Here is a 21,769-nt window from a genome sequence, read left to right on the forward strand (position 1 = left end):
TGGGATAATCTTTTCTTATTACCATTTAGAAAAATATGAACTTTTCCTTGAAGAAGGAAGAAAATTTATCAAAGAGTTTAAAGAGCATTCCCTAAGTAAAAACCTTCAGTATCAGATAGGAGAGTATTATTATTCGAAAAAGGATTTGAACAGGGCTCTTGAATCGTATAGTTATATTCTAAATTATCATCCTTCTCATGAGATGGCAGATGGTTCTTTATTCAGGATAGGGCAGATAAATCTTTTAAAGAAAGATTATTATAAGGCGGCTGTCTTTTTTAAAAAGTTATTTATCTCTTATCCAAAGAGCACCTATCTCCCTGATGCCCAGTTTTTATTAGGCGATTCTTTCTTTTATATGAAGGACTACAAAAGGGCCCTTAAAGAGTATGATAAGTTTATCAATACTTATTCAGAAAGCTCTCTCATTCCAGAAGCCTTATTTAATTCTGGACTGATTCTATCTCAAAATATGAATGATCAGAATAAGGCAGAATTTTATTTTAAGAAAATTGTAGAACAATACCCAAATGATTCTTTAAAATTTGATGCAAGTCTAGAGCTGGGTCTAATATATAAGAGAATTAAAAAAAATGAAGACGCCGTAAGATATTTAAAAGAGGCTTCACTCTCAAAAAATGATATAATTGCTGCAAAGGCCCATCTCAATTTAGGGGATGTTTATAACTCAAAAGGAAATCTTGAAAAGAGTATTAGTCATTATTTAAAGGTTTTTTATTTATTCTCAATACAGAAGGATTTAGCCCATCTTGCCTTGATAAAGGCTGGTGATAATTATAAGAAGCTAGGGAGATACAAAGAAGCCCTAACCCTTTATAAAAAGGGAATTGAAAATTCAAAAAGCGAAGAAGATCGAAGATATCTGGGGGACAAAATAAAGGATATTGAAAAAAAGATTGAAAGCAAGAGATCGAAAGATGAAAAGCAATGAAAATATAAACTTTTAGTGGAGGGGTTTTTATGATCGATGTAATTTTAAAAGGAGGGATTTTGATGATTCCTATCCTTTTGTGTTCTGTATTGGCATTAGGGATCGTCATAGAAAAATTAATTACCCTAAGGAGGAAAAGGGTCATCCCGTATGAGGTTTTGAAAAAAGTGGAAGGTCTTCTTAGGGAAAAAAATATCTCTGATGCAACATCCCTTTGTAAAAAGAATCAGTCAGTCATGACAAGAATCCTCTTAGCTGCTATTCTCCATCAGGTTAAAAATAGGGCTGAGATTAAGGAGATTATTGAAGACGCGGGGAGGCACGAGGTCCCTATCTTAGAGAGATATACTACTTCTCTTGGGACAATTGCAAGCATATCCCCTTTATTAGGGCTACTGGGCACGGTTACAGGGATGATCAAGGTTTTTACTGTCATAGCTTTTGAAGGGGTTGGTCATCCCATGGCATTAGCTGGAGGAATATCAGAGGCCCTTATAACAACTGCGGCAGGATTAGTGGTGGCCATTCCTACCCTCATCTTTTATAATTATTTTATTTCTAAAAGCGAGTCCTTAATCGTTGAAATGGAAAAGAATTCCTTAAGGATACTGAGTATATTAAAAAGAGATTAGAGGAAAGAGAAGTGAAATTTAGTATTAAAAAACGAATAAAACCCAGTTTAAATATAACACCCCTTATTGATGTAGTTCTTCTACTTCTTATATTCTTTATGATTTCTACTACTTTTGTTGTTCAGCCAGGAATTAATGTAAACTTACCCCAGACCGTTACCTCTGAGAAACAGATAAGAAAAGATATTGTGATAATCATCACAAAAGATAATACAATTTATATCAATGAAAAAAAGATAGATTTAAGAGATGTATTAAAAGAATTTAAGGCTGAACATGAAAAAAATAGGGATGCCCTCCTCATTATAAAGGCAGATAAGAAAGTCTCTCACGGCGAAGTCGTTAATATAATGGATCTAGCGAAACAGGCTGGAATATCCAGCATGGCAATCGCCACCATTCCTAAGGAGTTTTAAAATAGAGGGATTTATGAATAAGGAGTTAAATTTAGGTATTTTTATCTCTCTTCTTATCCATATTTTTGTTGTGATTCTTTTTCCAGGATTTTTAAGACCGGTTATCAATAAGATCAATTATATAGAGATTGAATTTATTCCAAGCGAGGAAATCTTTTCCTTAAAAAGAGATAAAAAAGATTACATAAAAGGCCCCAAAACCGATTTGAAACCCCTCATTCAAAAGGCAGAAGAGCTAGGTTCTAAAAGAATGATGAGGAGTTTTACAAAGCTGAAACTCCCTGCTATCTCATCAAGAGAAAAAAATCAGATCAGAGTTAAGGAATATGAAACGCAAAAAAAGAGAATAAGTAAGATTCTTGAAGAATTATCGTATAAAACAAATATGTTGGATAAAGGTATTTCGTCCTTAGAAGGTTTTCCAGATAAAGAGATGAGGAAGGTTCCCACTGGTTTGTTTAACAAGGAAGAGCTTGCTAAAAGGGAACTCCTAACCGAAGAGATCGATAAGAAATCTATAGAAGAAAAAGAGATTGAGCCCATTTATGAAAAGATAAAAGGACCCGTAGCAAAGAGAAGAAGGGTTGTTTATAAACCTCCTCTTCCCACAGATTCAGAGGCTGAAGGAGAGATTGAGCTAAAATTTTGGGTTCTTCCTGATGGAACAGTTGGAAGAATCGTCGCACTGAAAAAGGGGAATCCCCAATTAGAAGATGAGGCGATAAGATATCTTAAGAAGTGGAAATTTAATCCCTTATCAAATAAAACAGAAAAGGAAGAATGGGGCATCATACCCCTTCGGTTTATCTTAAAGTAGTTTTTATTTCTTTTTCCTGAGTATAATGATCTCTACTCTTCTATTCTTTGCCCGATTTTCAGGAATTTGAGGGAAGCGGGGCTTGTATTCAGCATAACCAGCGGCAGAAAGACGCTGAGGAGGAATGTTTTCCTCCTCTATAAAGAATCTTACCACACTCGATGCTCTCCCTGTGGAGAGCTCCCAGTTTGAAGGATACCTTGGAGTATTTATCGGGACATCGTCTGTATGTCCTTCAACGAGTATATTATAAGGTACCGTCTTCAGAAGGGCTGACAACTTTCTTAAAAAAAGAACCCCTTTTCCAAGGATGTCTGCCTCCCCTGATTTAAAAAATGTCTCTCCAGGAGCAGAGAGTACCGCGCCTCTATGGTCTATAGTGATATCCAGAGCTTCTTCAAGGTTTTGCTCAGCAATGGCTTCCTTAATCTTCTTAGCCAATGTATTCAAATCGATCAAATCGGTTTTAATACCCAGAGTGGCTAACTCACTATCCTTGCCATGTGAACCTAACTCTCCCTCTAAACTTCCTCCAAGTGAATCGCTTAGTTCGGTTGCAATCTCAGAATACTTTGCAGTATCTATCTCAGAGATACCAACTAATAAGATAAAGAAAGTAAGGATGACGGCAAGCATATCACCCCAGATCACTATCCAAGTAGCACCCTCATCATCACGATTCGATTTTATTAAAAATGGTCTCATTTATTTATCCCTCTCACTGGGGATTCTGTTCTTTTTCCATCTTTTTATACTTTTTTTGGAAAATCTTGTAATAGGATGTTCTTAAGTCTGGTGGGAGGAACGAGTTTAGTTTTTGCTCTATAATTCTGGGATTTGTACCCGATTGTATCATGAGAACTCCTTCAATGATTATCTGAGCTTGCAGGATTTCTTCTTCAGTCCTTGATCTCAATTTTTCTGCTACGGGAAGTAAAAAGAGATTTGCCATCATCGCTCCGTAAAAAGTCGTGACTAAGGCTACTGCCATGCCTGGACCTAATGTGTTGATATCGCCAGAACCTAGCCCCCTTAACATTGCGATAAGCCCTATCAGGGTTCCTATGAGTCCAAATGCAGGGGCGAACTTCCCAGCAGTACGGAATATATTTTCTCCGGCATAGTGTCTTGAATTGAGAAAACCTAAATCCGTTTCTAATACATCTCTTATCATCTCAGGGGTTTCTCCATCAACAATCATCTCAATCCCTTTTCTCAAAAATCTGTTGGGTATCTTTTTTGCTTCATCATCTAAGCTCAATAAAGACTCTTTTCTCGCCTTAAAAGCAAGATTGACTATCCTTCGGATATATGCTGAAGGTTTTTGAATATCCTTTCTAAATACATTAATTAAGATCTTAATCACACTCAATATTCTCGGAAAGGGAAAGCTGATAAGGGTTGCTGCTAATGTTCCTCCCATTGTAATCATGAGGGCGTTTTTATTAATGAAAACCATGAATCCCCCCTGCTGAAAGATAGCAATAAAAAGGAGGGCGCCACCACTTATTATTCCAAAAAAAGTTGTCATATTTTCTTGCCTCTAATTTTCGTCCTTATTTCTTTCTAGATTAATCATTTCTCTTTGTCTTTTAAATGAATAAGATATGACTTTTTCTTTGTCTTCGTCATTGATTGCTAAGAATTCTACGCCAAATTCATTGCTATCCTTTTCAGTAGCTTCAACTAATACCTTATAGATTCTTTTAATCCTTCCCATTGTGATTATAAATGAGGAATGTTTGTCGGGTAGGGGTATAATCAGATTTAATATATCCCCTTTTGACAAAGGATAATCGCATCTCATTCTTATTCCTCCTCCACTGATATCCTCGCAGGTTGCTTCATTTTGTTTTTGTTGAATTATTTCAAACTCCTCTTTATTCGGTAGTGTTTCAAGGAGAACGTCAAGCTTTTTATTGATATGTAACAATATATGATAAATAGCAGGATCAATGGATCTTGTAGTACTCATGGAGAATCTGAGTAAGGATGGATTTATAGGCAAATTATCCCTATCCATGGTTCTTTTAGAGATATATAATTCTCTGTTTTTTTTGTACCATTCTTCTTTTACTATTGAAAAAGAAATAAGAAATGAATCTCTTACCCTTGCCAAAAGCCTTCTATTTTTTCGATTTGGACTCGGTTCTTTTTTTAATAATTTTTTGCCTTCTTTAACACCCATTTCCCCTTTTCCTTAAATTTATTGTATTGTTTTATTATATAAAGCCTTAATTATGTATAGTATATCGGTTTTTTTATCATCAGACTTAACAAATAAATTTTACCATTCGAAAACTTATTCATTGACTTTGTCTTTTTTAGACAATAATATTTAAAAAGTTATAAAAGAGGCTGACTGTTTAAAAATTAAATAATTATCAATAGTTATAAAGATACATTCTATCAAGGCATATCGATTAAATTTCAGATAAGTATCCTTATTCCAAGCTCTTATAGTTTAAATAAAGCCATGTTCAAATTAAGAAGAGTGAATTCATTAAATTTGTAGTTTTTGAGATGTCTGAATTAAACAAGAAATATCATAGACTAAAGAAGATTTTAACAGAAATGAAAAAGGTCTTGGTGGCCTATTCTGGTGGTGTAGATAGCACCTTTTTGTTAAAAGTGGCCTTAGATACATTAGGAAGAGAAAGGGTTATTGCCGTAACAGCGAGATCTGAAACCTATCCATCGATAGAATTGAAAGCCGCTAAAAAAATGGCAGAGGCATACAAGGCTAGGCACATTATTATTGATTCGGAAGAACTGGAAATCCCGGGTTTTAAGGATAACCCACCTGATAGATGCTATTATTGTAAAAAAGAGCTATTTGGTAAATTGAGACGCATTGCAGATGGAGAAGGAATAAAATATATATTAGATGGAAGTAACCATGATGATTTAAGGGACTATAGGCCAGGAATGAAGGCTGCTAAAGAATTTGGTGTTAGGAGTCCTTTAATGGAGAGCGGATTAAAAAAGGATGATATCAGGAAGCTATCGAAAAACTTACAGTTAGATACATGGGATAAACCGTCCTTTGCCTGTCTTTCATCTCGTTTTCCCTATGGAAAAGAGATCACGAAAGAAAAATTAAGGATGGTTGATCTGGCAGAAAATTATCTTAGAAAATTGGGATTTAAACAGTTGCGGGTTAGATATCACGAAGATATTGCTCGTATAGAGCTCGGACAAAGAGATATGGAAAAAATTTTTGAAGAGAGGAGCTTGTTGGAAAGAATTGTCAAAAGATTCAAAAAGATAGGATATCTCTACATTACACTTGATTTAGAGGGTTATCAAACAGGAAGTATGAATAAAGTCTTATATTTAAAGAAATAAAGTTCTTGACAAGGACAATTTAAATTGCTAATTAGTTTCATTTTATAAAATTTTTTGATATAATATTATATCTGATCCTTATTTAAGGGGTTAAAATGAAAAAGATAGTTTTTATTGAACCAAAAGCCCCTGGTTTTCATTACTTTAGCCGTGTTGTTATACCCAGAGTAGGAAATATCCTTTTGGGTACTCTACTGAAGAAGAAGGGCTATGAGGTAAGGGTATACGTTGAGGAACTAAAAAGTTTAGATTTTAAAGAGATTCTCAAAGCTGATTTAGTAGGGATTTCTACAATAACAACAACAGCTCCAAGGGCGCATAACATTGCAAAAAGGGTTAAAAAAGCAGGGATACCTGTAGTTATGGGTGGTACCCATGTTACCTTCCTTCCTGATGAGGCATTAAATTATGCTGATTATGTGGTGAGGGGCGAAGGTGAGGAGACCCTTGTTGAACTGGTAGACTATCTGGAAAAAGGGGGGGATTTAAGAAAGATAAAGGGACTTTCCTTTAAGGAAAATGGGATAAATATTCATAATCCTAACCGATCCTTTTTAGAGAACCAGGAATTAAATCCAATACCCGATTATTCTCTGATTGAGGGATGGAAAGCACCAAAGGAGTTTGGTAAAACCTCTCGCTTTCAGTGGAAGTCAAAAGGGGTTGTTTCCATAGAGACATCCCGCGGATGTCCATATTCATGCAAGTTTTGTACGGTAAATGTCTTTTTTGGTAAAAATTACCGCTATAAGTCTGTTGATAGGGTTATGGAAGAGCTTAGATATCAGAAGGGTTCCCATATATTCTTTTGCGACGATAATTTTGCCTTCAATAAAGAGCGTACGAAAGAACTCTTAAGGAGGATGATAAAAGAAAAGATTCCTCCTGAGTGGAGTGCTCAGGTGAGAGCTGATGCGGCTAAGGATGATGAATTACTTTTTCTTATGAAAAAGAGTAATTGTTTCTGTGTCTTTGTTGGATTTGAATCTATTAATCCTAAAACCTTAGAACTTTATGATAAAAGACAGACCTTAGAAGAAATTGAGTATTCCATAAAGAGATTTCATGATTTTGGCATTAATATCCATGGGATGTTTGTCTTGGGTTCAGACGAGGATGATATAGAGACAATCAGGGAGACAGCAAAATTTGCAAAAAAGAATAATATTGATTCTGTGCAGTTAGCTATTTTGACACCTGGCCCTGGTTCTGAGATCTATAAGGAGTATAAAGAGAACAACAGATTGTTGACCGAGGACTGGAGCTTATACGATTCTCTTTATGTAGTTTCAGAACCTAAAAATATGACTCCCTATGAGTTACAAAAAGAAGTCTTAAAGGCATCCAAGAATTTTTATTCCTGGTTAGAAATATTCAAAAGACTTTTTAGAGGAGATATCTTCTATTTTCTTATAAAGCTTTATGGAAAATATATTATTTCAAAATGGGATGCGATTAGCAAGGATTATATCTTTCAATTAAAAGAAGATTTATATAGTGAGGTTAAAAAGGTATTTAAAAGAGAAAAGAGGCGAACTTTGAGGAGAGTAGGGATTCTCTATGATTCAATGATGAAGAACGAATACAGGCTTTCTCTTGAGAAGTTTTTTAAAGAGCTTAATGTAAAGGTGATTAATGTAATGGAAACATTGCCAAAATCTTATTCCTTGAAAGAGAAGACTATCCCCTTTGAGTTTCTCTCATCAACCTTATCTCGATTAAGGAATAAGGTGGATTGCATTATCCTAACGAGTACAAGAGACGCTAAAAAATCTCATCTTACTCTTCATTCTTATTTTGGAGAAGCCTTTATAAAGATGATTAGGGAGAATATTATACAGTGTCCTCAGATTATACCGTTACCCATTGATTTCAATGCAGAACCCGTCTATCTTCATTATACGAAAATAGGATTAATTTTTACTGATAACTTAGAGGATATTAGAAGAGCATATCTAAAAGCCTTTATATAAAATCTCTGATATTTCTTGTTTAAGATTTAAATTTATGTATGAAAGGATATACGGTAATGTCAGAGATTAGCTGCAAAGATTTTTTTGAGTCCTTACCAGATAGGTTTAAACCTGAAAAGACTGAGAATCTCAATGCAACATTTCAATTTGAGATTTTAGGAAACCAGGGTGGAAATTGGTATGTAGCGGTTAAAGAGGGCCAATGCACTGTAGGGGAGGGTAAAGTGTCTTCGCCCGACTTGGTTGCTACTATAAGCGCTAAAGACTGGATTGAGATTGTTAGGGGAAAGCTAAGCCCCCAGGATGCCTTTTTTAGCGGTAAATTGGCAATAAGGGGTAATCAAAACCTGGCCTTAAAGTTTGCTTCCCTATTCTTTTAAAATGGATGCCTAATAGAGAAGCTCTCCTTATTCATAGAATCCAAATTTAAGATAAAAAAGTCAAAAATGTCTTTAAAGGCTGGTAAATTAGATATTTCATTGTTAGATAATCTCCTAAAGAACTTAACATTGAGAGATAGGAGAATAAAGATTGGTCCAAAGATAGGAGTGGACGCAGCAGCGATTGAGATGCAAGACAGCTATCTGGTGGTTGCCTCTGATCCAATTATATTTGTATCAGAGGATATCGGATATTATGCGGTTAACATTAACGCTAATGATATAGCCGCTTTGGGAGCGGTTCCCAAATGGTTTTTAGCAACATTGCTTTTTCCTGAGAAGGACTCATCAAAAAAATTCGTTCAGAATATATTCTCCCAGATAGAAGAAGCTTGTGAAGAGTTAAATGTATCATTAATTGGCGGGCATACAGAGATTGTATCTGGAATTAATCATCCTATCATATCTGGTCATATGATAGGAGAAGTTGACAAAGAGCTATTAGTTGCAACATCTGGCACAAAGCCTGGTGATAAAATCATTCTCACTAAAGGACTCTGTATAGAAGGCGTTTCAATCATTGCACGGGAAAAGTGGAAGGATCTGATAGATAAAGGGATTTCTGAAGATTTTTTGGAAAAGGCGAAAAATTTTATATATAATCCTGGAATATCTGTTGTAAAAGAGGCCCTGTTGGTGACTAAAAAGGATGGGATTACCTCTATGCATGATCCCACAGAAGGGGGTTTTGCAATGGGGTGCTATGAAATTTCAAAGGCTGCAGATGTGGGCATGGTAGTTTTTGAAGAGAATATTCCTATCATGGAGGAGGCCAGAATACTTTGCCAAGAGTATCATTTAGATCCTTTGGGTACTTTTGCCTCAGGCGCATTGCTATTAACGGTTGAAGAAAACAAGTTAGATAATGTTCTTTCTATTTTTAATAAAAATGGTATCATCGCTAATTTGATAGGAGAGATAAGAGATAAAAAAGAAGGGGTGGTATTGAGAGGGCGTAGAGGTAAAAGAAGGATGCCTTATTTTCACAGAGATGAGATAACTAAAATATTTTGAGGCATCAATCAATTTACACAGGATTTTATTTATGATATAAAAAAATAATTTTCAAAAAAGTGATCAAAGAGTAAAAAAAGAGGACGATAATTAAAATGAACGGATTAATAAGAAAGGCTAAGGTTAAAGAAGTAAAGACAATACAGAAACTCATCAATCAATATGCTTCAAAAGGGCTTCTTTTACCCAGATCGCTAAATGAAATTTATGAATCAATCAGAGATTTTTTTGTGTACGAAGAGAATGGTCAGATTATAGGTGTATGCGCTCTCCATATTAATTGGGAGGATTTGGCTGAAATCAGGTCTTTAGTTGTCAAGGAAGAGAGTGGCTCAAAAGGTATTGGGACCTCTCTCACCAAAGAATGTTTGAAAGAGGCGGAATCTTTAGATATCAAGAAAGTATTCGCATTAACATACAGAGCAGAATTTTTTAAGAAATTTGGTTTTAAAGAGATTGATAAAAGTGAGCTTCCTCAAAAGGTTTGGGGGGATTGCATAAAATGTGTTAAGTTTCCAGACTGCGATGAGATCGCTTTAATATATGAATTTAAAAAATAAAAGGCTTTAAATCTTCTTATAAAAATACTAAATATAATGTATGATGAGATAATTTAATCGCAGAAAATTATTGACAAGTTATTGATTGGCATGCTACTCTTTTTTGGATGATAAGGGGATGACATGATTCGTTAAATTTTGAAGGATAAAATATGCCAAAAAAAATCTACACAATTATGGTCATTCCTAACATAACCGGTAAGTTTCGTTCCTTTTCTATCCCCTCCTATCTCTTAAAAGGCATTTTCTTTACATCCTTAATCTTGATATGTATTGCAGTATTTCTTTTTAATCAATATATGGATATGACTGAAAATATATCTGAACTTAAGAAATTAAGAAAGGAGACACGTGAGCAAGCGATTGAAATTCAAAAGTTTTCCCAGGAAATCAAAAACCTAGGGATAAAAATGACTCGATTACAGACACTGGATAAGAAATTAAGAATTATTACCTCCCTAGAAAAGCCAAAAGATAAAACAGGACTAGTTGGTATAGGAGGACCTACGGGAAGCGAGTTTTCGGATTTGAACACCGTATCTGAAAATCAGCAAAAGGAGATGATTCACTTAATGCAAGAAGAGCTGAAGCAGCTTAAAACGGATGTTTCAAAGCAGGAGTTAAGCTTTCTCGAGCTCGAAGGATTCTTGCGAGATCAAAAATCTCTCCTCTCTTCTACCCCAGCTATTTGGCCTACCAGGGGATGGTTGACATCTACTTTTGGTTATAGAAAATCACCCTTTACAGGAAAAAGGGAGATGCATGAGGCCATAGATATTGCTACGAGATTGGGTACTCCTGTCTTTGCTACAGCGGATGGCGTAGTGATTAAGACGGGGATGGATCGCTACTTAGGTAATTATGTCGAGATCGATCATGGTTATGGATTTGTAACAAAATATGGACACAATTCAAGAGTTCTGGTTAGGGTTGGCCAGAAGGTAGAAAGGTGGCAGAAGATAGCAAACGTTGGGAATACAGGTCGGAGCACAGGTACTCATGTCCATTATGAAGTTAAGGTTAATGGGATTCCTGTAAATCCCCTGAGATATATAATCGACTAATAAAGATACTGTAGCTAATCAAAGGCGAAAAATAAGTAACCCTGGAGAAAAAGATATTTCCCAGGGTTTTTTTCTGTAAGCAGATAATGAAGATATTGCATCAGAATTGATTTTAGATTAAAATTACAAAAAGCGAAATAAAAAAGAGAGAAGTCTATTATGATAAACACTTTGTTAAAGAAGATAATAGGAAGTAAAAACGAAAGGGAATTAAGAAGAATAAGACCTTATATAGAAAGAATCAACCAGCCCGAACCAGAGCTAAAAGCCCTTAAAGACCACCAGCTGAGAAGCAAAACCAATGAGTTCAAAGAGAGGTTAAGTAGAGGAGAATCCATTGAGGATATATTGTATGAAGCTTATGCAGTGGTTAGAGAGACCTCAAGAAGGGTATTAAATATGCGTCATTTTGATGTCCAGTTGGTTGGGGGTGTGGTTCTCCACGAGGGAAAAATTGCTGAAATGGCAACAGGTGAAGGAAAAACCCTTGTAGCTACTCTTCCAGCATATTTAAATGCTTTATCTGGGAGTGGGGTTCATATTGTTACGGTGAATGACTATTTGGCGAAGAGGGATAGAGAATGGATGGGTCCAATCTATGAATTTCTTGGGCTTTCGGTGGGTGCCATTCAACATGCAATCGATGACAAAGATAGAAAAGATGCCTATCTTTCTGATGTCACCTATGGAACAAATAATGAGTTCGGATTTGATTATCTAAGAGACAACATGAAGTTTTCCTTTGAAGATTATGTTCAGAGAGAGCTTAACTATGCCATTGTTGATGAGGTAGATAGCATTCTTATAGATGAAGCAAGAACACCATTAATCATTTCAGGCCCTTCTGAAGAGTCGACAGATAAATATTATAAGATAGATACGATTATCCCCTCTTTAAGGAGAGAAAAGGATTATCAGATTGAAGAGAAGACAAAAACAGCTAATCTTACAGAAGAAGGTGTCTTTAAGGTTGAAAAGTTATTAAAGATAGATAATCTTTATGATCCTAAAAATATGGAGATCCTTCATCATGTAAATCAGGCACTAAAAGCAAGAACCCTCTTTAAAAAAGATGTGGATTATGTTGTTAAAAAAGGTGAGGTGATTATCGTTGATGAATTTACCGGTAGATTGATGCCTGGAAGACGCTATAGTGATGGTCTCCATCAGGCTCTGGAGGCAAAAGAGAAGGTTAAAATAGAGAGTGAAAATCAGACTCTTGCCTCTATCACTTTCCAAAATTACTTTAGAATGTACAATAAATTGGCTGGAATGACAGGTACAGCAGATACAGAGGCAGCAGAATTTAAGGCAATCTACAACCTGGATGTTGTCGTCGTTCCTACGAATCGGTCATTGATAAGGTATAACTATTCTGATGTGATTTATAGGACTGAAGGGGAAAAGTTCAATGCAGTGGTAGATGAAATTGGCGAGTTCTATAAAAAAGGACGACCCGTATTGGTTGGCACGATATCAATAGAAAAATCAGAAAAGCTTAGCAAATTATTGAAGATGAGGGGAGTTAAACATAATGTTCTCAATGCCAAACATCATGAAAAGGAAGCAGAGATTGTTGCTCAGGCTGGTAGATTGGGGGCGGTGACCATTGCAACGAATATGGCTGGAAGGGGAACCGATATCGTTCTTGGTGGGAATAAGGAGTCTTTAGCCAGTGACCTTTTAAGGAAAAAAGGAACAGAACCTCTTAAGGCGACTGATGATGAGAGAAAAGAAGCATTACACGAAGTAGAAAAGATCGTCGATAATGAGCATGAAAGGGTTGTAGAATTGGATGGCCTCTTTATTTTAGGCACAGAACGTCATGAGGCAAGACGAATAGACAATCAGTTAAGAGGAAGGGCAGGGAGGCAGGGAGATCCGGGTGCTTCACGTTTTTACCTCTCCTTAGAAGACGATCTTTTAAGAATATTCGGTTCAGATAGAATATCCGGGATTATGAGTAAATTGGGCATGGAGGAAGGACAGCCTATTGAGCATGGAATGATTACCAAGGCCATTGAAAACGCTCAAAGAAAGGTAGAGGGACATAATTTTGATATAAGAAAGCATCTCCTGGAATATGATGATGTCATGAATAAACAGAGAGAGGTGATATATAAACAAAGACGAGAGATATTAGAAGGAGAAGGGTTAAGAGAGGTCTTCTTTGATATGGTTGAGGATGTACTGGATGAAATCATAGAGATTTACGCACCAGAGGATTCTTATGCGGATGAATGGAATCTAAAAGGCCTGATTGATACGATTGATATAAAGTTTTCTTTAGATATTAATATTAATGAGTGGATGAAGAAAATTGAAGAAACAAATGGAAAAGTGGGGAGAGATGAATTAAGGGATGCATCCTTTGAGAAGATAAAAGATACTTACGATGCAAAAGAAAGAGAGATTGGCGAAGCAATGATGAGGCACCTAGAGAAAATGGTGATGCTTCAGGTTGTTGATAATTTGTGGAAGGATCACCTTCTGAACATGGATTATCTCAAGGAGGGAATAGGTCTGAGAGGTTACGGGCAGAAGAACCCTTTGAATGAATATAAAAGAGAAGGGTTTGAGATGTTTATGGGGATGATGGAAAGGATTAAAGAAGAGGTTGTTGATTACCTCTTTAAGATAAAGGTAGAAGGTGATCATCTGGAGATTTCTGATGAGAGATCAAAAAAACGAAGATTGTTAGAACACAGAGGTCAGGAAATTCAGCAAAGAGGTCCTGACGATAATGGAAGGGTTGCTACGGTTAAACGAGAGGGTAAAAAAATAGGAAGAAATGAACCGTGTCCCTGCGGAAGTGGCAAGAAATACAAGAAGTGTTGTGGGGTCTAATAAGATATGTTTGTTCCAAAGGGCCAAAAAAATTCTTTTAATAACCTTTATGAATATAGGGATATAAAAAATTGGTAAAGATTGCCGGCATACAATTTAGCTGTATAAAGAACAAAGAGAAGAATATTAAAAAGGCGATAGATCTATCCAGCATGGCTGCAGAAAAGGGCGCTAAAATTATTTGTTTCCAAGAATTATTCAATACCCATTGGTTCCCTAAGGATTCTGATACAAAAAACTTTGATCTGGCAGAAGAAATTACTGGTGAGACAATAAAGATTTTTTCAAAAAAAGCCGAAGAGTTGAGCATTGTCATCATCTGTCCTATTTTTGAAAAGGATATAAATGGAGTCTATTATAATTCAGCAGTCGTTATCAATAATAATGGAGAGATCTTAGGAAAGTATAGAAAGGCTCATATACCTCAGATACCCTTATGGGAAGAAAAATTTTATTTTAAACTTGGAGATCTTGGTTTTCCTGTGTTTAAGACAGATTATGCGACAATTGGAATACAGATATGTTGGGATAATTTTTTCCCAGAAGGCTCAAGAATTCTTGCATTAAAAGGGGCAGAGATTATTTTTTCACCAACAGCAGCTGCTTTTGCCTCTCATGAGAGATGGGAGAAGATGATCTGCGGAAATGCCATTGCTAATAATCTTTTTATTTTGAGAATAAATAGGGTGGGGAGTGAAGAAAAGCAAGATTTTTATGGGAAGAGTTTTTGTGTTGATCCTAACGGTGATCTCATAGCTGGCCCAACTGGTCTCAATGACAGTGTATTATTGGCTGATATTAATCTAAATATGATCAGAGATTTTAGGGATAAATGGGGTTTTTTCAGGGACAGAAGGGAGAAAATCTATAGTGAGATAGTAGGGGTAGATATTGAAGAGATTTATAAGCGGGAAATTACTGAAGCACAGGAGAACTTTTAAGGAGAACCTTGCCAATGAGAAATTTCAAGAAATATTCTTCAGCGGTCAGGGAAAATGTTTCAAGGTGGACAAAAAAATTAAAGGATGTAGATATTTTAGTAGGGATTCCCTGCTATAACAATGAAGATACCATTGCACACGTGGTAGAGATGGTGATAGAGGGTTTGAAGAAGTATTACTCTGATAAGAAATACGCTTTATTTATTTCAGATGGGGGTTCTCTAGATGATACGAGAGAAAAGGCAAGCAGAGCATCTATTCCCCTTGGTTCAAAAAGGAAAATAGCCATCTACAGAGGAATGCCAGGGAAGGGGACCTCCTTTAGGGCTTTATTTGAACTGGCTGGGCTTTTAACTGCAGAGGCATGTGTTGTTGTAGATTCAGACCTAAGGAGTATAACCCCAGAATGGATAAAACTATTGGCTGATCCAATACTAGAGAAAAAGGCTGAATTTGTAACTCCTTATTATTCTAGACACAAATATGATGGAACAATAACAAACCATATTATTTATCCAATGATTCGTTCCCTCTATGGTGTTCAGGTTCGTCAGCCCATAGGGGGTGATTTTGGCTTTTCTGGAGGACTCGCGTCTCTCTATGCGAAAGAGGATGTCTGGAATACTGATGTTGCTAGATTCGGGATAGATGTATGGATGACGACTACTGCGATCAATGAAGGATGTAAGATTGTTCAGGCAAATCTTGGAATAAAGGTTCATGATAGCAAAGATCCGAGTATAGACCTTGGTCCGATGTTCAGCGAAGTTATCAGTACGCTTTTTTATCTTATGGGTAAATATGAAAATCAGTGGTTAAACATCTCTGGTAGTAAGCCAATAGAGATTATTGGTGAGCTAAAAGATGGGCATAAGATCCAGCCGGTTTCTGTAACCCTTAGCCGTCTCAGGGAAGAGTTAATAGATGGCTTCAGTTATTTTAATCCGTTATATAGACAGATTATTGAGCCGGATAATTATAATCAATTAAAGGAAAATATTGACTTGATTAAACAGGGTAAAGATATAATCTTTCCCCCAGAGTTATGGGCAAAGATCCTTTATGATTTTGCTTTTACCTTTCAAACATGGAACAGGAATAGAAGAAAGCTTGTTAATATTGTAACTCCCTTGTATTTTGGAAGAACTGCTGCTTACTGCCAAGAGGTAGCAGATATGGATGATTCGGGGTCAGAGGAAGTCATTGAAAAACAGGCTCAGATTTTTGAAAACTTTAAGCCTTATCTAAAAGAGAAGATTGAGGCTTGGAAATAGGTCTAATTTTTCTTTATTTATTGTTAACGGCAAAGACCACCTTCCAGAGATCTAACTTTTTCATCTTATAATCATGGTATATCTTTAGACCAGCGCTTTCAACAAGGTCTTCCAAAACGAGGTTTGTCCGCCAGCCGAGCTTGGCACAGAGAGGAGAACAGAATTCCTCAAGTTTTGCGAAGAATTTGTTCGGGCTTTGGAAATGATTAACAATAACCAGTTTTCCATCCTTTTTATTTACCCTTTTCATCTCTGAAATTACCCTTACAGGATCAGGAACAACGCTGATCACAAAAGTAGCAATCACATGATTAAAGGTATTATCTTCAAACTCTAGATTTGAGGCATCCATCTCCATTAATTTAACATGATTTAGATTATATTTTTCAACCTTCTTCTTAGCTTGCTCAAGCATTTCTGGAGAGAGGTCTATGCCTGTAACCTCACAATGCCTTGGGTATAAGGGAAGGGATAAACCTGTACCTACCCCAAGGTCTAATACCTTATCGCCTTCTTTAATATCCATTGAATTGATAACATGTTTTTGCCTTGGATAGAAAAACCGCTTAAAAATGAGGTCGTAGAAATTTGAATAATGAGAATAAATCTTTTTTATATCTTCAATCTGTAGCATTTATATTAATCTCCATTGTGTTCTTGCTAAAATAACGATTTTTTTGATAGGAAAGACTTGCAATATACCTTTAAAATATTTTATAGGCCCTTTTATCCCCCCTTTCTATAAAGAGTTAAATATAGATATTTGTGTTTTTTTAACATAACATCCTATTGAATGCAAGTTATAATTTGAAAAAAATTAGATAGTTGTCACTGATTAGTTCTTGTTTTTCCTATTTGCCATACTTATAATAAAAAAATTGAGGTATTGATAATGAAGGTAAATGAGATCTATTTTAGTATCCAAGGGGAGTCTTCCTGGTCAGGATTGCCTTGTATATTTATTAGGCTTACTGGATGTAATTTGAGATGTAGTTATTGCGATAGCAGCTTTGCCTATGAGGAGGGAAAGGAATATTCAGTAGAAGAGATTTTAAAAAAGATAAGTCGTTTTGATTGTAAGTTAGTAGAGATTACTGGTGGAGAGCCGCTTCTACAAAAGGATCTCTATTCCTTAACAAAAAAGCTTTGTGACGATGGTTATCAAGTTCTTGTTGAGACAAACGGGAGTATCGATATTGGAGGATTAGATGGGAGGGTAGTAAGGGTTATGGATATAAAGCCTCCTGATAGTGGTTCTGAAATGAGCACAAACTGGGAGAACATAAAAAAATTAAAGAAAAGAGATGAGGTTAAGTTTGTTATAAGCAGTAAAAAAGATTACCTCTGGGCAAAAGATATTATAGAAAAATACTCCCTGATTGATAAGGTAGGGGTTCTTATTTCTGTAGCCTTTGGGAGATTGGAGCCAAAAGATGCAGTAAAGTGGATTCTCAAAGATGGGCTTAGGGTTCGTTTTCAGCTCCAAATGCATAAATATATTTGGGACCCAAATACGAGGGGAGTGTAGTATGAATAAAAAACTGGCTGTGGTGTTGGTTAGTGGAGGGCTTGATAGTTGTGTTACAGCAGCAATTGCCAATGAAACATTTGACATGGCCTTTCTCCACATCAAATATGGACAGAGAACAGAAGAAAAAGAATTAAAGGCCTTTCAGGCTATCGCTGATTATTATCGTGTGGGTAAGAGACTTATATGTACCATTGACCACCTAAAAGAGATAGGCGGTTCAAGCCTAACAGATCATACTATAGAAATGCCAAAGGCAGACCTATCAAGAACAACGATTCCCCTCTCGTATGTTCCGTTTCGAAATGCCCATCTCCTCTCCATTGCTGTGTCATGGGGTGAGATTATGGGGGTCAGCAAGATATTTATCGGTGCTGTATATGAAGATAGCTCAGGATACCCTGATTGCAGAAGGGAGTATTATGATGTATTTAACAGATTAATAGAGGTTGGGACCCGTCCAGAAACCCATATTGAAATCATAACCCCTATCATAGGTTTAAAAAAGAGGGATATCATAAAAAAAGGAATCGAGCTCAAAGCTCCGCTGGAACTAACTTGGTCATGTTATACGAACAGTCATAAGGCATGCGGGATATGCGATAGCTGTGTATTGAGGCTAAGAGGGTTTCAAGAGGCGGGAATAAAAGACCCCATCGAATATGAGAGAGAAATGTAAATTTTAATTAGATTAGATGATGAGAAACGATAAAGGTTTTTCTTTATCGTTTCTCATCATAATTTACCATTATGGAGGAGTAAACGTTCCGGTAATCGCTCCACTCTGGTCAAGGGTGAGGCCATTTTTACTCAGCTGAAAGGCACCCGTTGCAGCGTTAAAGGCAGAAGCAACCGCAACGCCAAAGTTTGCTGCAGTAAATGTTAAATTTGGATCCATATTCGCCGCAGCATAGGCTGATGCCGCTGATCTTAGGTCAGACATGGTTGCCGCCTCCTGTGCAGCCTGCCTTCTGCTTAAAAGGTTAGGCAGAGCAATCGCTGCCAGGATACCTATGATGGCAATAACAATGAGGAGCTCGATTAAGGTAAAGCCCTTTTCTCCCCTCAGAGCCTTACCCGCATTCTTCATATTCCTTCTCATCTTTATCAGCATATCCTTTCACCTCCTTCCATCATGAATTTTATTGATTGCCTGTTATCTTTTAACATAGCAATATATATACATACCATCCCTCTGTTTATGGAGGAGTAAACGTTCCGGTAATCGCTCCATTCTGGTCAATGGTGAGACCATTTTTAGAAAGCTGAAAGGCACCCGTTGTTGCATCATAGGCAGAAGCAACCGCAACCCCATAGGTAGCCGCACTAAAATTTGCCAAATCATTATCAATGGCCTTAGAAGTATAGTCGGTTGTTGCAGCCCTCAGGTCAGCCCTGGTTGCTGCCTCCTGCGCAGCCTGCCTCCTGCCTAGAAGATTAGGGAGAGCAATCGCTGCTAGGATACCAATAATAGCGATAACAATGAGGAGCTCGATTAAGGTAAAGCCTTTCTCTCCCCTTAGAGCCTTACCCGCATTCTTGATATCCCTTCTCATCTTTATCATCATATCTTTTCTTTTAATTTAGGAAGTTAATTAGCAGCTGTTATTTTTAGAGCAATATATATACCATTCTTTACTCAAAGTGAGATAAAAGTTATAACTATCTGAATATAGGTGAGAAAAAGCTTCAATCGTCATTTGAAATAAGAGAGATATCATTTGTGTTTAAATGAGAAAATGACATTTTTTTGTCGAAAAAAACAAAATTCAAAATATTTTTTCAGATAATTCGACCTATCATACTGAAATAAAGAGAAATACAGGTTTAAAATCTTTTGGTAAAAGAGGACAAAATTTGTCACATTATTTCTTCGTAAAAATACATGGATAAAAGAAAAAACGAAAAAAGGTGTGGAAAAATATTTTGACTCTCATTCTTCAAAGTGTTATATTTTTAAATTCAAATAAAATAATGTGAAATAAAATGTGTTAATTCAAAGAAATATAATGCTTGATATCAAATTTATAAAAGAAAATATTGGATTGATTGAGGAAAAAAATAAAGAAAGGGGTTTGGACTGCGCGAATCTAAGGGATATCATCAAAAAGGATGAGATGAGGAGAAGCTATATCAAGGAGAGGGATGAACTGAATCATAAGAAGAGAATCACTTCTGAGAAAATTGGGAGATTAAGAAAAGACAAAGATACGGACAAAAAAGAGCTTGATAATTTGATGGAGACATCAAAAAATACCTCAGAGCGACTAAAAGAACTGGAAGATATCATAAGAAGGTATGATGAAGATATCAAAAAAGGCCTTCTTCTTATTCCAAATACGCCCCATGAAAGTGTACCTGTAGGAGCAGGTTCTGAAGATAATGTTGAGATGAAGAGATGGGGGAATCCTCCTTCTTTTAATTTCGAGCCAAAGTCTCATGTAGATATTGGAGAAAACCTTGAGATATTAGACTTTAAGAGTGGTTCAAAAATAGCGGGAACAAGATTTGTCGTTTATAAGGACCTTGGGGCCAAACTGGAAAGGGTACTCATTAACTTTATGTTAGATATTCATACCAAAGAACGTGGATATCGAGAGGTTTTTCCTCCTATTTTGGTAAATGAAGACAGCATGATTGGTACAGGTCAGCTTCCCAAGTTTGGTCACGAGCTTTTTAAGGTCGATACTAATGGGTTTTACCTTATACCGACTGCTGAGGTACCCCTTACAAACATTCATAAGGATGAAATTCTGTATTTAGAGGATCTTCCGATATATTACACAGCCTACACCCCCTGCTTTAGGCGAGAAGCAGGCTCTTATGGAAAGGATACCAGAGGGCTTATAAGACAGCATCAATTTAATAAAGTTGAGCTTGTAAAGTTTGTTGAACCAAAGACCTCTTATGATGAGTTAGAATCCCTTTTAGAAGATGCTGAAGAGATTTTAAAGAGATTAAATCTTCACTATAGGGTAGTGGTGCTCTGCGCTGGAGACATGGGCTTTGCTTCTTCAAAAACCTATGATGTGGAGGTATGGGTACCCAGTGAAAAGACCTATAGAGAAATCTCCTCGTGCTCCAATTTTGAGGATTTTCAGGCAAGAAGGGCAAGGATAAGATACAAAGAGTCTTCTAAAGCAAAACCAAATTTCCTTCATACCCTGAACGGTTCGGGTCTAGCTGTCGGTCGAACGTTGGTTGCTATTTTAGAGAATTATCAGCAAGAAGATGGTTCTGTTATCATTCCTGAGGCATTAAGGGACTATATGGATGGGATTGAGAAAATAGAAAAATCAGCATAGTATTATGGGGAGGGATGGCCGAGTGGTTTAAGGCGGCGGTCTTGAAAACCGTTGTCTCGTGATGAGCGGGACCGTGGGTTCGAATCCTACTCCCTCCGCCATGAATAAAAAAATGAGATTGTTTTATTTTTCTGTTTTTTGATAGATGATAAAACGGAGAGGTGGCCGAGCTGGCTGAAGGCACTCGCCTGCTAAGCGAGTAAAGGTTGAAAAATCTTTCGAGGGTTCGAATCCCTCCCTCTCCGCCAATATTTTATTGAGCTATAAAGAGTCATTTATTTTTTTTATAACAAGGAGCTTTACATTGTTAAGACAGGTATTAAAGTCAAAGATTCACAAGGCCACTGTAACCGATGCTGATCTTAATTATATTGGGAGCATAACAATCGATAGAGACCTCATGGATATCGTCGATTTTTGGAAGGGAGAAAAGGTATTGGTGGTGGACAACACAAATGGTGCTCGGCTTGAGACTTATGTGATTGCTGGCGAAAGGGGTTCAGGAACAATTTGTATGAATGGTGCGGCCTCTCACCTTATTAAAAAAGGAGATGAAGTTATCATCATATCTTTTGCCATAACAGATAAGCCGATAAAGGTAAAGAATATCCTGGTTGATAAGAACAATAAATTTGTTCGTTTTCTTTAAAATGGGGCA

23 protein-coding genes and 2 tRNA genes are annotated in these 21,769 nt (G+C 36.5%); 19 read left to right on the top strand and 6 right to left on the bottom strand.

Features of this window, described 5'->3' with window-relative positions; all coding sequences use genetic code 11:
• The 4 genes from VMW81_03400 to VMW81_03415 form a co-directional block, all read left to right on the top strand.
• Nucleotides 1–952 (top strand): tetratricopeptide repeat protein (locus tag VMW81_03400; protein HUU49991.1); only part of this gene is annotated, 952 nt, incomplete at its 5' end.
• 29 nt (nt 953–981) lie between these two features.
• The gene (locus VMW81_03405; GenBank protein ID HUU49992.1) at nt 982–1,584 is read left to right on the top strand and encodes a MotA/TolQ/ExbB proton channel family protein; all 603 of its coding nucleotides are present in this window, start codon (nt 982–984) and stop codon (nt 1,582–1,584) included.
• Nucleotides 1,585–1,595: 11 nt separating this feature from the next.
• A complete protein-coding gene (locus tag VMW81_03410) occupies nt 1,596–2,000 on the top strand; it encodes a biopolymer transporter ExbD (GenBank protein HUU49993.1) in 405 nt (134 codons plus the stop codon).
• Between the two features lie 13 nt (nt 2,001–2,013).
• Nucleotides 2,014–2,817 carry a TonB family protein gene (locus VMW81_03415; GenBank protein ID HUU49994.1) on the top strand — a complete coding sequence of 268 codons (804 nt, stop codon included), beginning with the start codon at nt 2,014–2,016 and terminating at the stop codon, nt 2,815–2,817.
• Between the two features lie 3 nt (nt 2,818–2,820).
• Here VMW81_03415 and VMW81_03420 read toward each other — a convergent pair whose 3' ends face one another.
• The 3 genes from VMW81_03420 to VMW81_03430 are packed head-to-tail and all read right to left on the bottom strand — an operon-like array spanning nt 2,821 to nt 5,005.
• Complete coding sequence (locus tag VMW81_03420) at nt 2,821–3,522, bottom strand: OmpA family protein (GenBank protein HUU49995.1); 702 nt, start codon at nt 3,520–3,522, stop codon at nt 2,821–2,823.
• 13 nt (nt 3,523–3,535) lie between these two features.
• Entirely contained in the window at nt 3,536–4,348 is an 813-nt protein-coding gene (locus VMW81_03425; protein HUU49996.1) for a motility protein A, read from the bottom strand.
• Nucleotides 4,349–4,360: 12 nt separating this feature from the next.
• Nucleotides 4,361–5,005, bottom strand: coding sequence for a PilZ domain-containing protein (locus VMW81_03430; GenBank protein HUU49997.1), 645 nt, complete (start codon nt 5,003–5,005; stop codon nt 4,361–4,363).
• Nucleotides 5,006–5,340: 335 nt separating this feature from the next.
• Here VMW81_03430 and larE point away from each other — a divergent pair, with 335 nt between their 5' ends.
• From larE to VMW81_03475, 9 genes are all read left to right on the top strand, one after another.
• Complete coding sequence (larE, locus tag VMW81_03435; protein ID HUU49998.1) at nt 5,341–6,165, top strand: ATP-dependent sacrificial sulfur transferase LarE; 825 nt, start codon at nt 5,341–5,343, stop codon at nt 6,163–6,165.
• Nucleotides 6,166–6,260: 95 nt separating this feature from the next.
• Nucleotides 6,261–8,138 (top strand): radical SAM protein, encoded by a 1,878-nt coding sequence (locus VMW81_03440; protein ID HUU49999.1) that lies wholly within the window; start codon nt 6,261–6,263, stop codon nt 8,136–8,138.
• Nucleotides 8,139–8,194: 56 nt separating this feature from the next.
• Nucleotides 8,195–8,518, top strand: a complete 324-nt coding sequence (locus VMW81_03445) for an SCP2 sterol-binding domain-containing protein (GenBank protein HUU50000.1) — start codon at nt 8,195–8,197, stop codon at nt 8,516–8,518.
• A gap of 66 nt (nt 8,519–8,584) precedes the next feature.
• Nucleotides 8,585–9,592 carry an AIR synthase family protein gene (locus tag VMW81_03450; protein HUU50001.1) on the top strand — a complete coding sequence of 336 codons (1,008 nt, stop codon included), beginning with the start codon at nt 8,585–8,587 and terminating at the stop codon, nt 9,590–9,592.
• 95 nt (nt 9,593–9,687) lie between these two features.
• Nucleotides 9,688–10,152 (top strand): N-acetyltransferase, encoded by a 465-nt coding sequence (locus VMW81_03455; GenBank protein HUU50002.1) that lies wholly within the window; start codon nt 9,688–9,690, stop codon nt 10,150–10,152.
• Between the two features lie 152 nt (nt 10,153–10,304).
• Nucleotides 10,305–11,216, top strand: a complete 912-nt coding sequence (locus VMW81_03460; protein HUU50003.1) for a peptidoglycan DD-metalloendopeptidase family protein — start codon at nt 10,305–10,307, stop codon at nt 11,214–11,216.
• Between the two features lie 159 nt (nt 11,217–11,375).
• Nucleotides 11,376–14,063 carry a preprotein translocase subunit SecA gene (gene secA, locus VMW81_03465; protein ID HUU50004.1) on the top strand — a complete coding sequence of 896 codons (2,688 nt, stop codon included), beginning with the start codon at nt 11,376–11,378 and terminating at the stop codon, nt 14,061–14,063.
• A gap of 71 nt (nt 14,064–14,134) precedes the next feature.
• Nucleotides 14,135–15,004, top strand: a complete 870-nt coding sequence (locus tag VMW81_03470; GenBank protein ID HUU50005.1) for a nitrilase-related carbon-nitrogen hydrolase — start codon at nt 14,135–14,137, stop codon at nt 15,002–15,004.
• A 14-nt stretch (nt 15,005–15,018) separates the two neighbouring features.
• A complete protein-coding gene (locus VMW81_03475; protein HUU50006.1) occupies nt 15,019–16,278 on the top strand; it encodes a glycosyltransferase in 1,260 nt (419 codons plus the stop codon).
• Between the two features lie 13 nt (nt 16,279–16,291).
• Here VMW81_03475 and VMW81_03480 read toward each other — a convergent pair whose 3' ends face one another.
• The gene (locus VMW81_03480; GenBank protein ID HUU50007.1) at nt 16,292–16,912 is read right to left on the bottom strand and encodes a methyltransferase domain-containing protein; all 621 of its coding nucleotides are present in this window, start codon (nt 16,910–16,912) and stop codon (nt 16,292–16,294) included.
• 258 nt (nt 16,913–17,170) lie between these two features.
• On the opposite strand from VMW81_03480, the gene VMW81_03485 reads away from it, so the two are divergent.
• Entirely contained in the window at nt 17,171–17,806 is a 636-nt protein-coding gene (locus VMW81_03485) for a radical SAM protein (protein ID HUU50008.1), read from the top strand.
• 1 nt (nt 17,807) lies between these two features.
• Entirely contained in the window at nt 17,808–18,485 is a 678-nt protein-coding gene (queC, locus tag VMW81_03490) for a 7-cyano-7-deazaguanine synthase QueC (protein HUU50009.1), read from the top strand.
• Between the two features lie 69 nt (nt 18,486–18,554).
• On the opposite strand, the gene VMW81_03495 is transcribed toward queC, so the two are convergent.
• Together VMW81_03495 and VMW81_03500 are read right to left on the bottom strand one after the other, a co-directional pair.
• Nucleotides 18,555–18,920, bottom strand: coding sequence for a prepilin-type N-terminal cleavage/methylation domain-containing protein (locus tag VMW81_03495; GenBank protein HUU50010.1), 366 nt, complete (start codon nt 18,918–18,920; stop codon nt 18,555–18,557).
• 85 nt (nt 18,921–19,005) lie between these two features.
• Nucleotides 19,006–19,374: a prepilin-type N-terminal cleavage/methylation domain-containing protein gene (locus VMW81_03500; protein ID HUU50011.1), complete on the bottom strand. Its 369-nt coding sequence runs from the start codon at nt 19,372–19,374 to the stop codon at nt 19,006–19,008.
• 441 nt (nt 19,375–19,815) lie between these two features.
• Between VMW81_03500 and serS the strand changes: the two genes are divergently transcribed.
• The 4 genes from serS to panD all read left to right on the top strand — a co-directional run bounded on the left by serS (nt 19,816) and on the right by panD (nt 21,760).
• Complete coding sequence (serS, locus tag VMW81_03505; GenBank protein ID HUU50012.1) at nt 19,816–21,111, top strand: serine--tRNA ligase; 1,296 nt, start codon at nt 19,816–19,818, stop codon at nt 21,109–21,111.
• 8 nt (nt 21,112–21,119) lie between these two features.
• A tRNA-Ser gene (locus VMW81_03510) sits at nt 21,120–21,212 on the top strand.
• 54 nt (nt 21,213–21,266) lie between these two features.
• Nucleotides 21,267–21,359 (top strand) — tRNA-Ser (locus tag VMW81_03515).
• Nucleotides 21,360–21,415: 56 nt separating this feature from the next.
• A complete protein-coding gene (gene panD / locus VMW81_03520) occupies nt 21,416–21,760 on the top strand; it encodes an aspartate 1-decarboxylase (protein HUU50013.1) in 345 nt (114 codons plus the stop codon).
• The last annotated feature ends 9 nt before the right edge of the window (nt 21,761–21,769 follow it).

It is taken from the genome of Nitrospinota bacterium, assembly GCA_035528715.1.
Taxonomy (GTDB): Bacteria; JADFOP01; JADFOP01; order DATKYB01; family DATKYB01; genus DATKYB01.

What these genes read in the sequence shown, in the direction of transcription:
- VMW81_03430 (HUU49997.1), bottom strand. Translation starts at nt 5,005, where the DNA reads ATGGGTGTTAAAGAAGGCAAAAAATTATTAAAAAAAGAACCGAGTCCA.
- secA (HUU50004.1), top strand. Translation starts at nt 11,376, where the DNA reads ATGATAAACACTTTGTTAAAGAAGATAATAGGAAGTAAAAACGAAAGG.
- VMW81_03440 (HUU49999.1), top strand. Translation starts at nt 6,261, where the DNA reads ATGAAAAAGATAGTTTTTATTGAACCAAAAGCCCCTGGTTTTCATTAC.
- larE (HUU49998.1), top strand. Translation starts at nt 5,341, where the DNA reads ATGTCTGAATTAAACAAGAAATATCATAGACTAAAGAAGATTTTAACA.
- VMW81_03485 (HUU50008.1), top strand. Translation starts at nt 17,171, where the DNA reads ATGAAGGTAAATGAGATCTATTTTAGTATCCAAGGGGAGTCTTCCTGG.
- VMW81_03460 (HUU50003.1), top strand. Translation starts at nt 10,305, where the DNA reads ATGCCAAAAAAAATCTACACAATTATGGTCATTCCTAACATAACCGGT.
- VMW81_03405 (HUU49992.1), top strand. Translation starts at nt 982, where the DNA reads ATGATCGATGTAATTTTAAAAGGAGGGATTTTGATGATTCCTATCCTT.
- VMW81_03500 (HUU50011.1), bottom strand. Translation starts at nt 19,374, where the DNA reads ATGATGATAAAGATGAGAAGGGATATCAAGAATGCGGGTAAGGCTCTA.
- VMW81_03475 (HUU50006.1), top strand. Translation starts at nt 15,019, where the DNA reads ATGAGAAATTTCAAGAAATATTCTTCAGCGGTCAGGGAAAATGTTTCA.
- VMW81_03480 (HUU50007.1), bottom strand. Translation starts at nt 16,912, where the DNA reads ATGCTACAGATTGAAGATATAAAAAAGATTTATTCTCATTATTCAAAT.
- VMW81_03415 (HUU49994.1), top strand. Translation starts at nt 2,014, where the DNA reads ATGAATAAGGAGTTAAATTTAGGTATTTTTATCTCTCTTCTTATCCAT.
- VMW81_03495 (HUU50010.1), bottom strand. Translation starts at nt 18,920, where the DNA reads ATGCTGATAAAGATGAGAAGGAATATGAAGAATGCGGGTAAGGCTCTG.
- queC (HUU50009.1), top strand. Translation starts at nt 17,808, where the DNA reads ATGAATAAAAAACTGGCTGTGGTGTTGGTTAGTGGAGGGCTTGATAGT.
- VMW81_03420 (HUU49995.1), bottom strand. Translation starts at nt 3,522, where the DNA reads ATGAGACCATTTTTAATAAAATCGAATCGTGATGATGAGGGTGCTACT.
- VMW81_03455 (HUU50002.1), top strand. Translation starts at nt 9,688, where the DNA reads ATGAACGGATTAATAAGAAAGGCTAAGGTTAAAGAAGTAAAGACAATA.
- VMW81_03445 (HUU50000.1), top strand. Translation starts at nt 8,195, where the DNA reads ATGTCAGAGATTAGCTGCAAAGATTTTTTTGAGTCCTTACCAGATAGG.
- VMW81_03425 (HUU49996.1), bottom strand. Translation starts at nt 4,348, where the DNA reads ATGACAACTTTTTTTGGAATAATAAGTGGTGGCGCCCTCCTTTTTATT.
- VMW81_03450 (HUU50001.1), top strand. Translation starts at nt 8,585, where the DNA reads ATGTCTTTAAAGGCTGGTAAATTAGATATTTCATTGTTAGATAATCTC.
- serS (HUU50012.1), top strand. Translation starts at nt 19,816, where the DNA reads ATGCTTGATATCAAATTTATAAAAGAAAATATTGGATTGATTGAGGAA.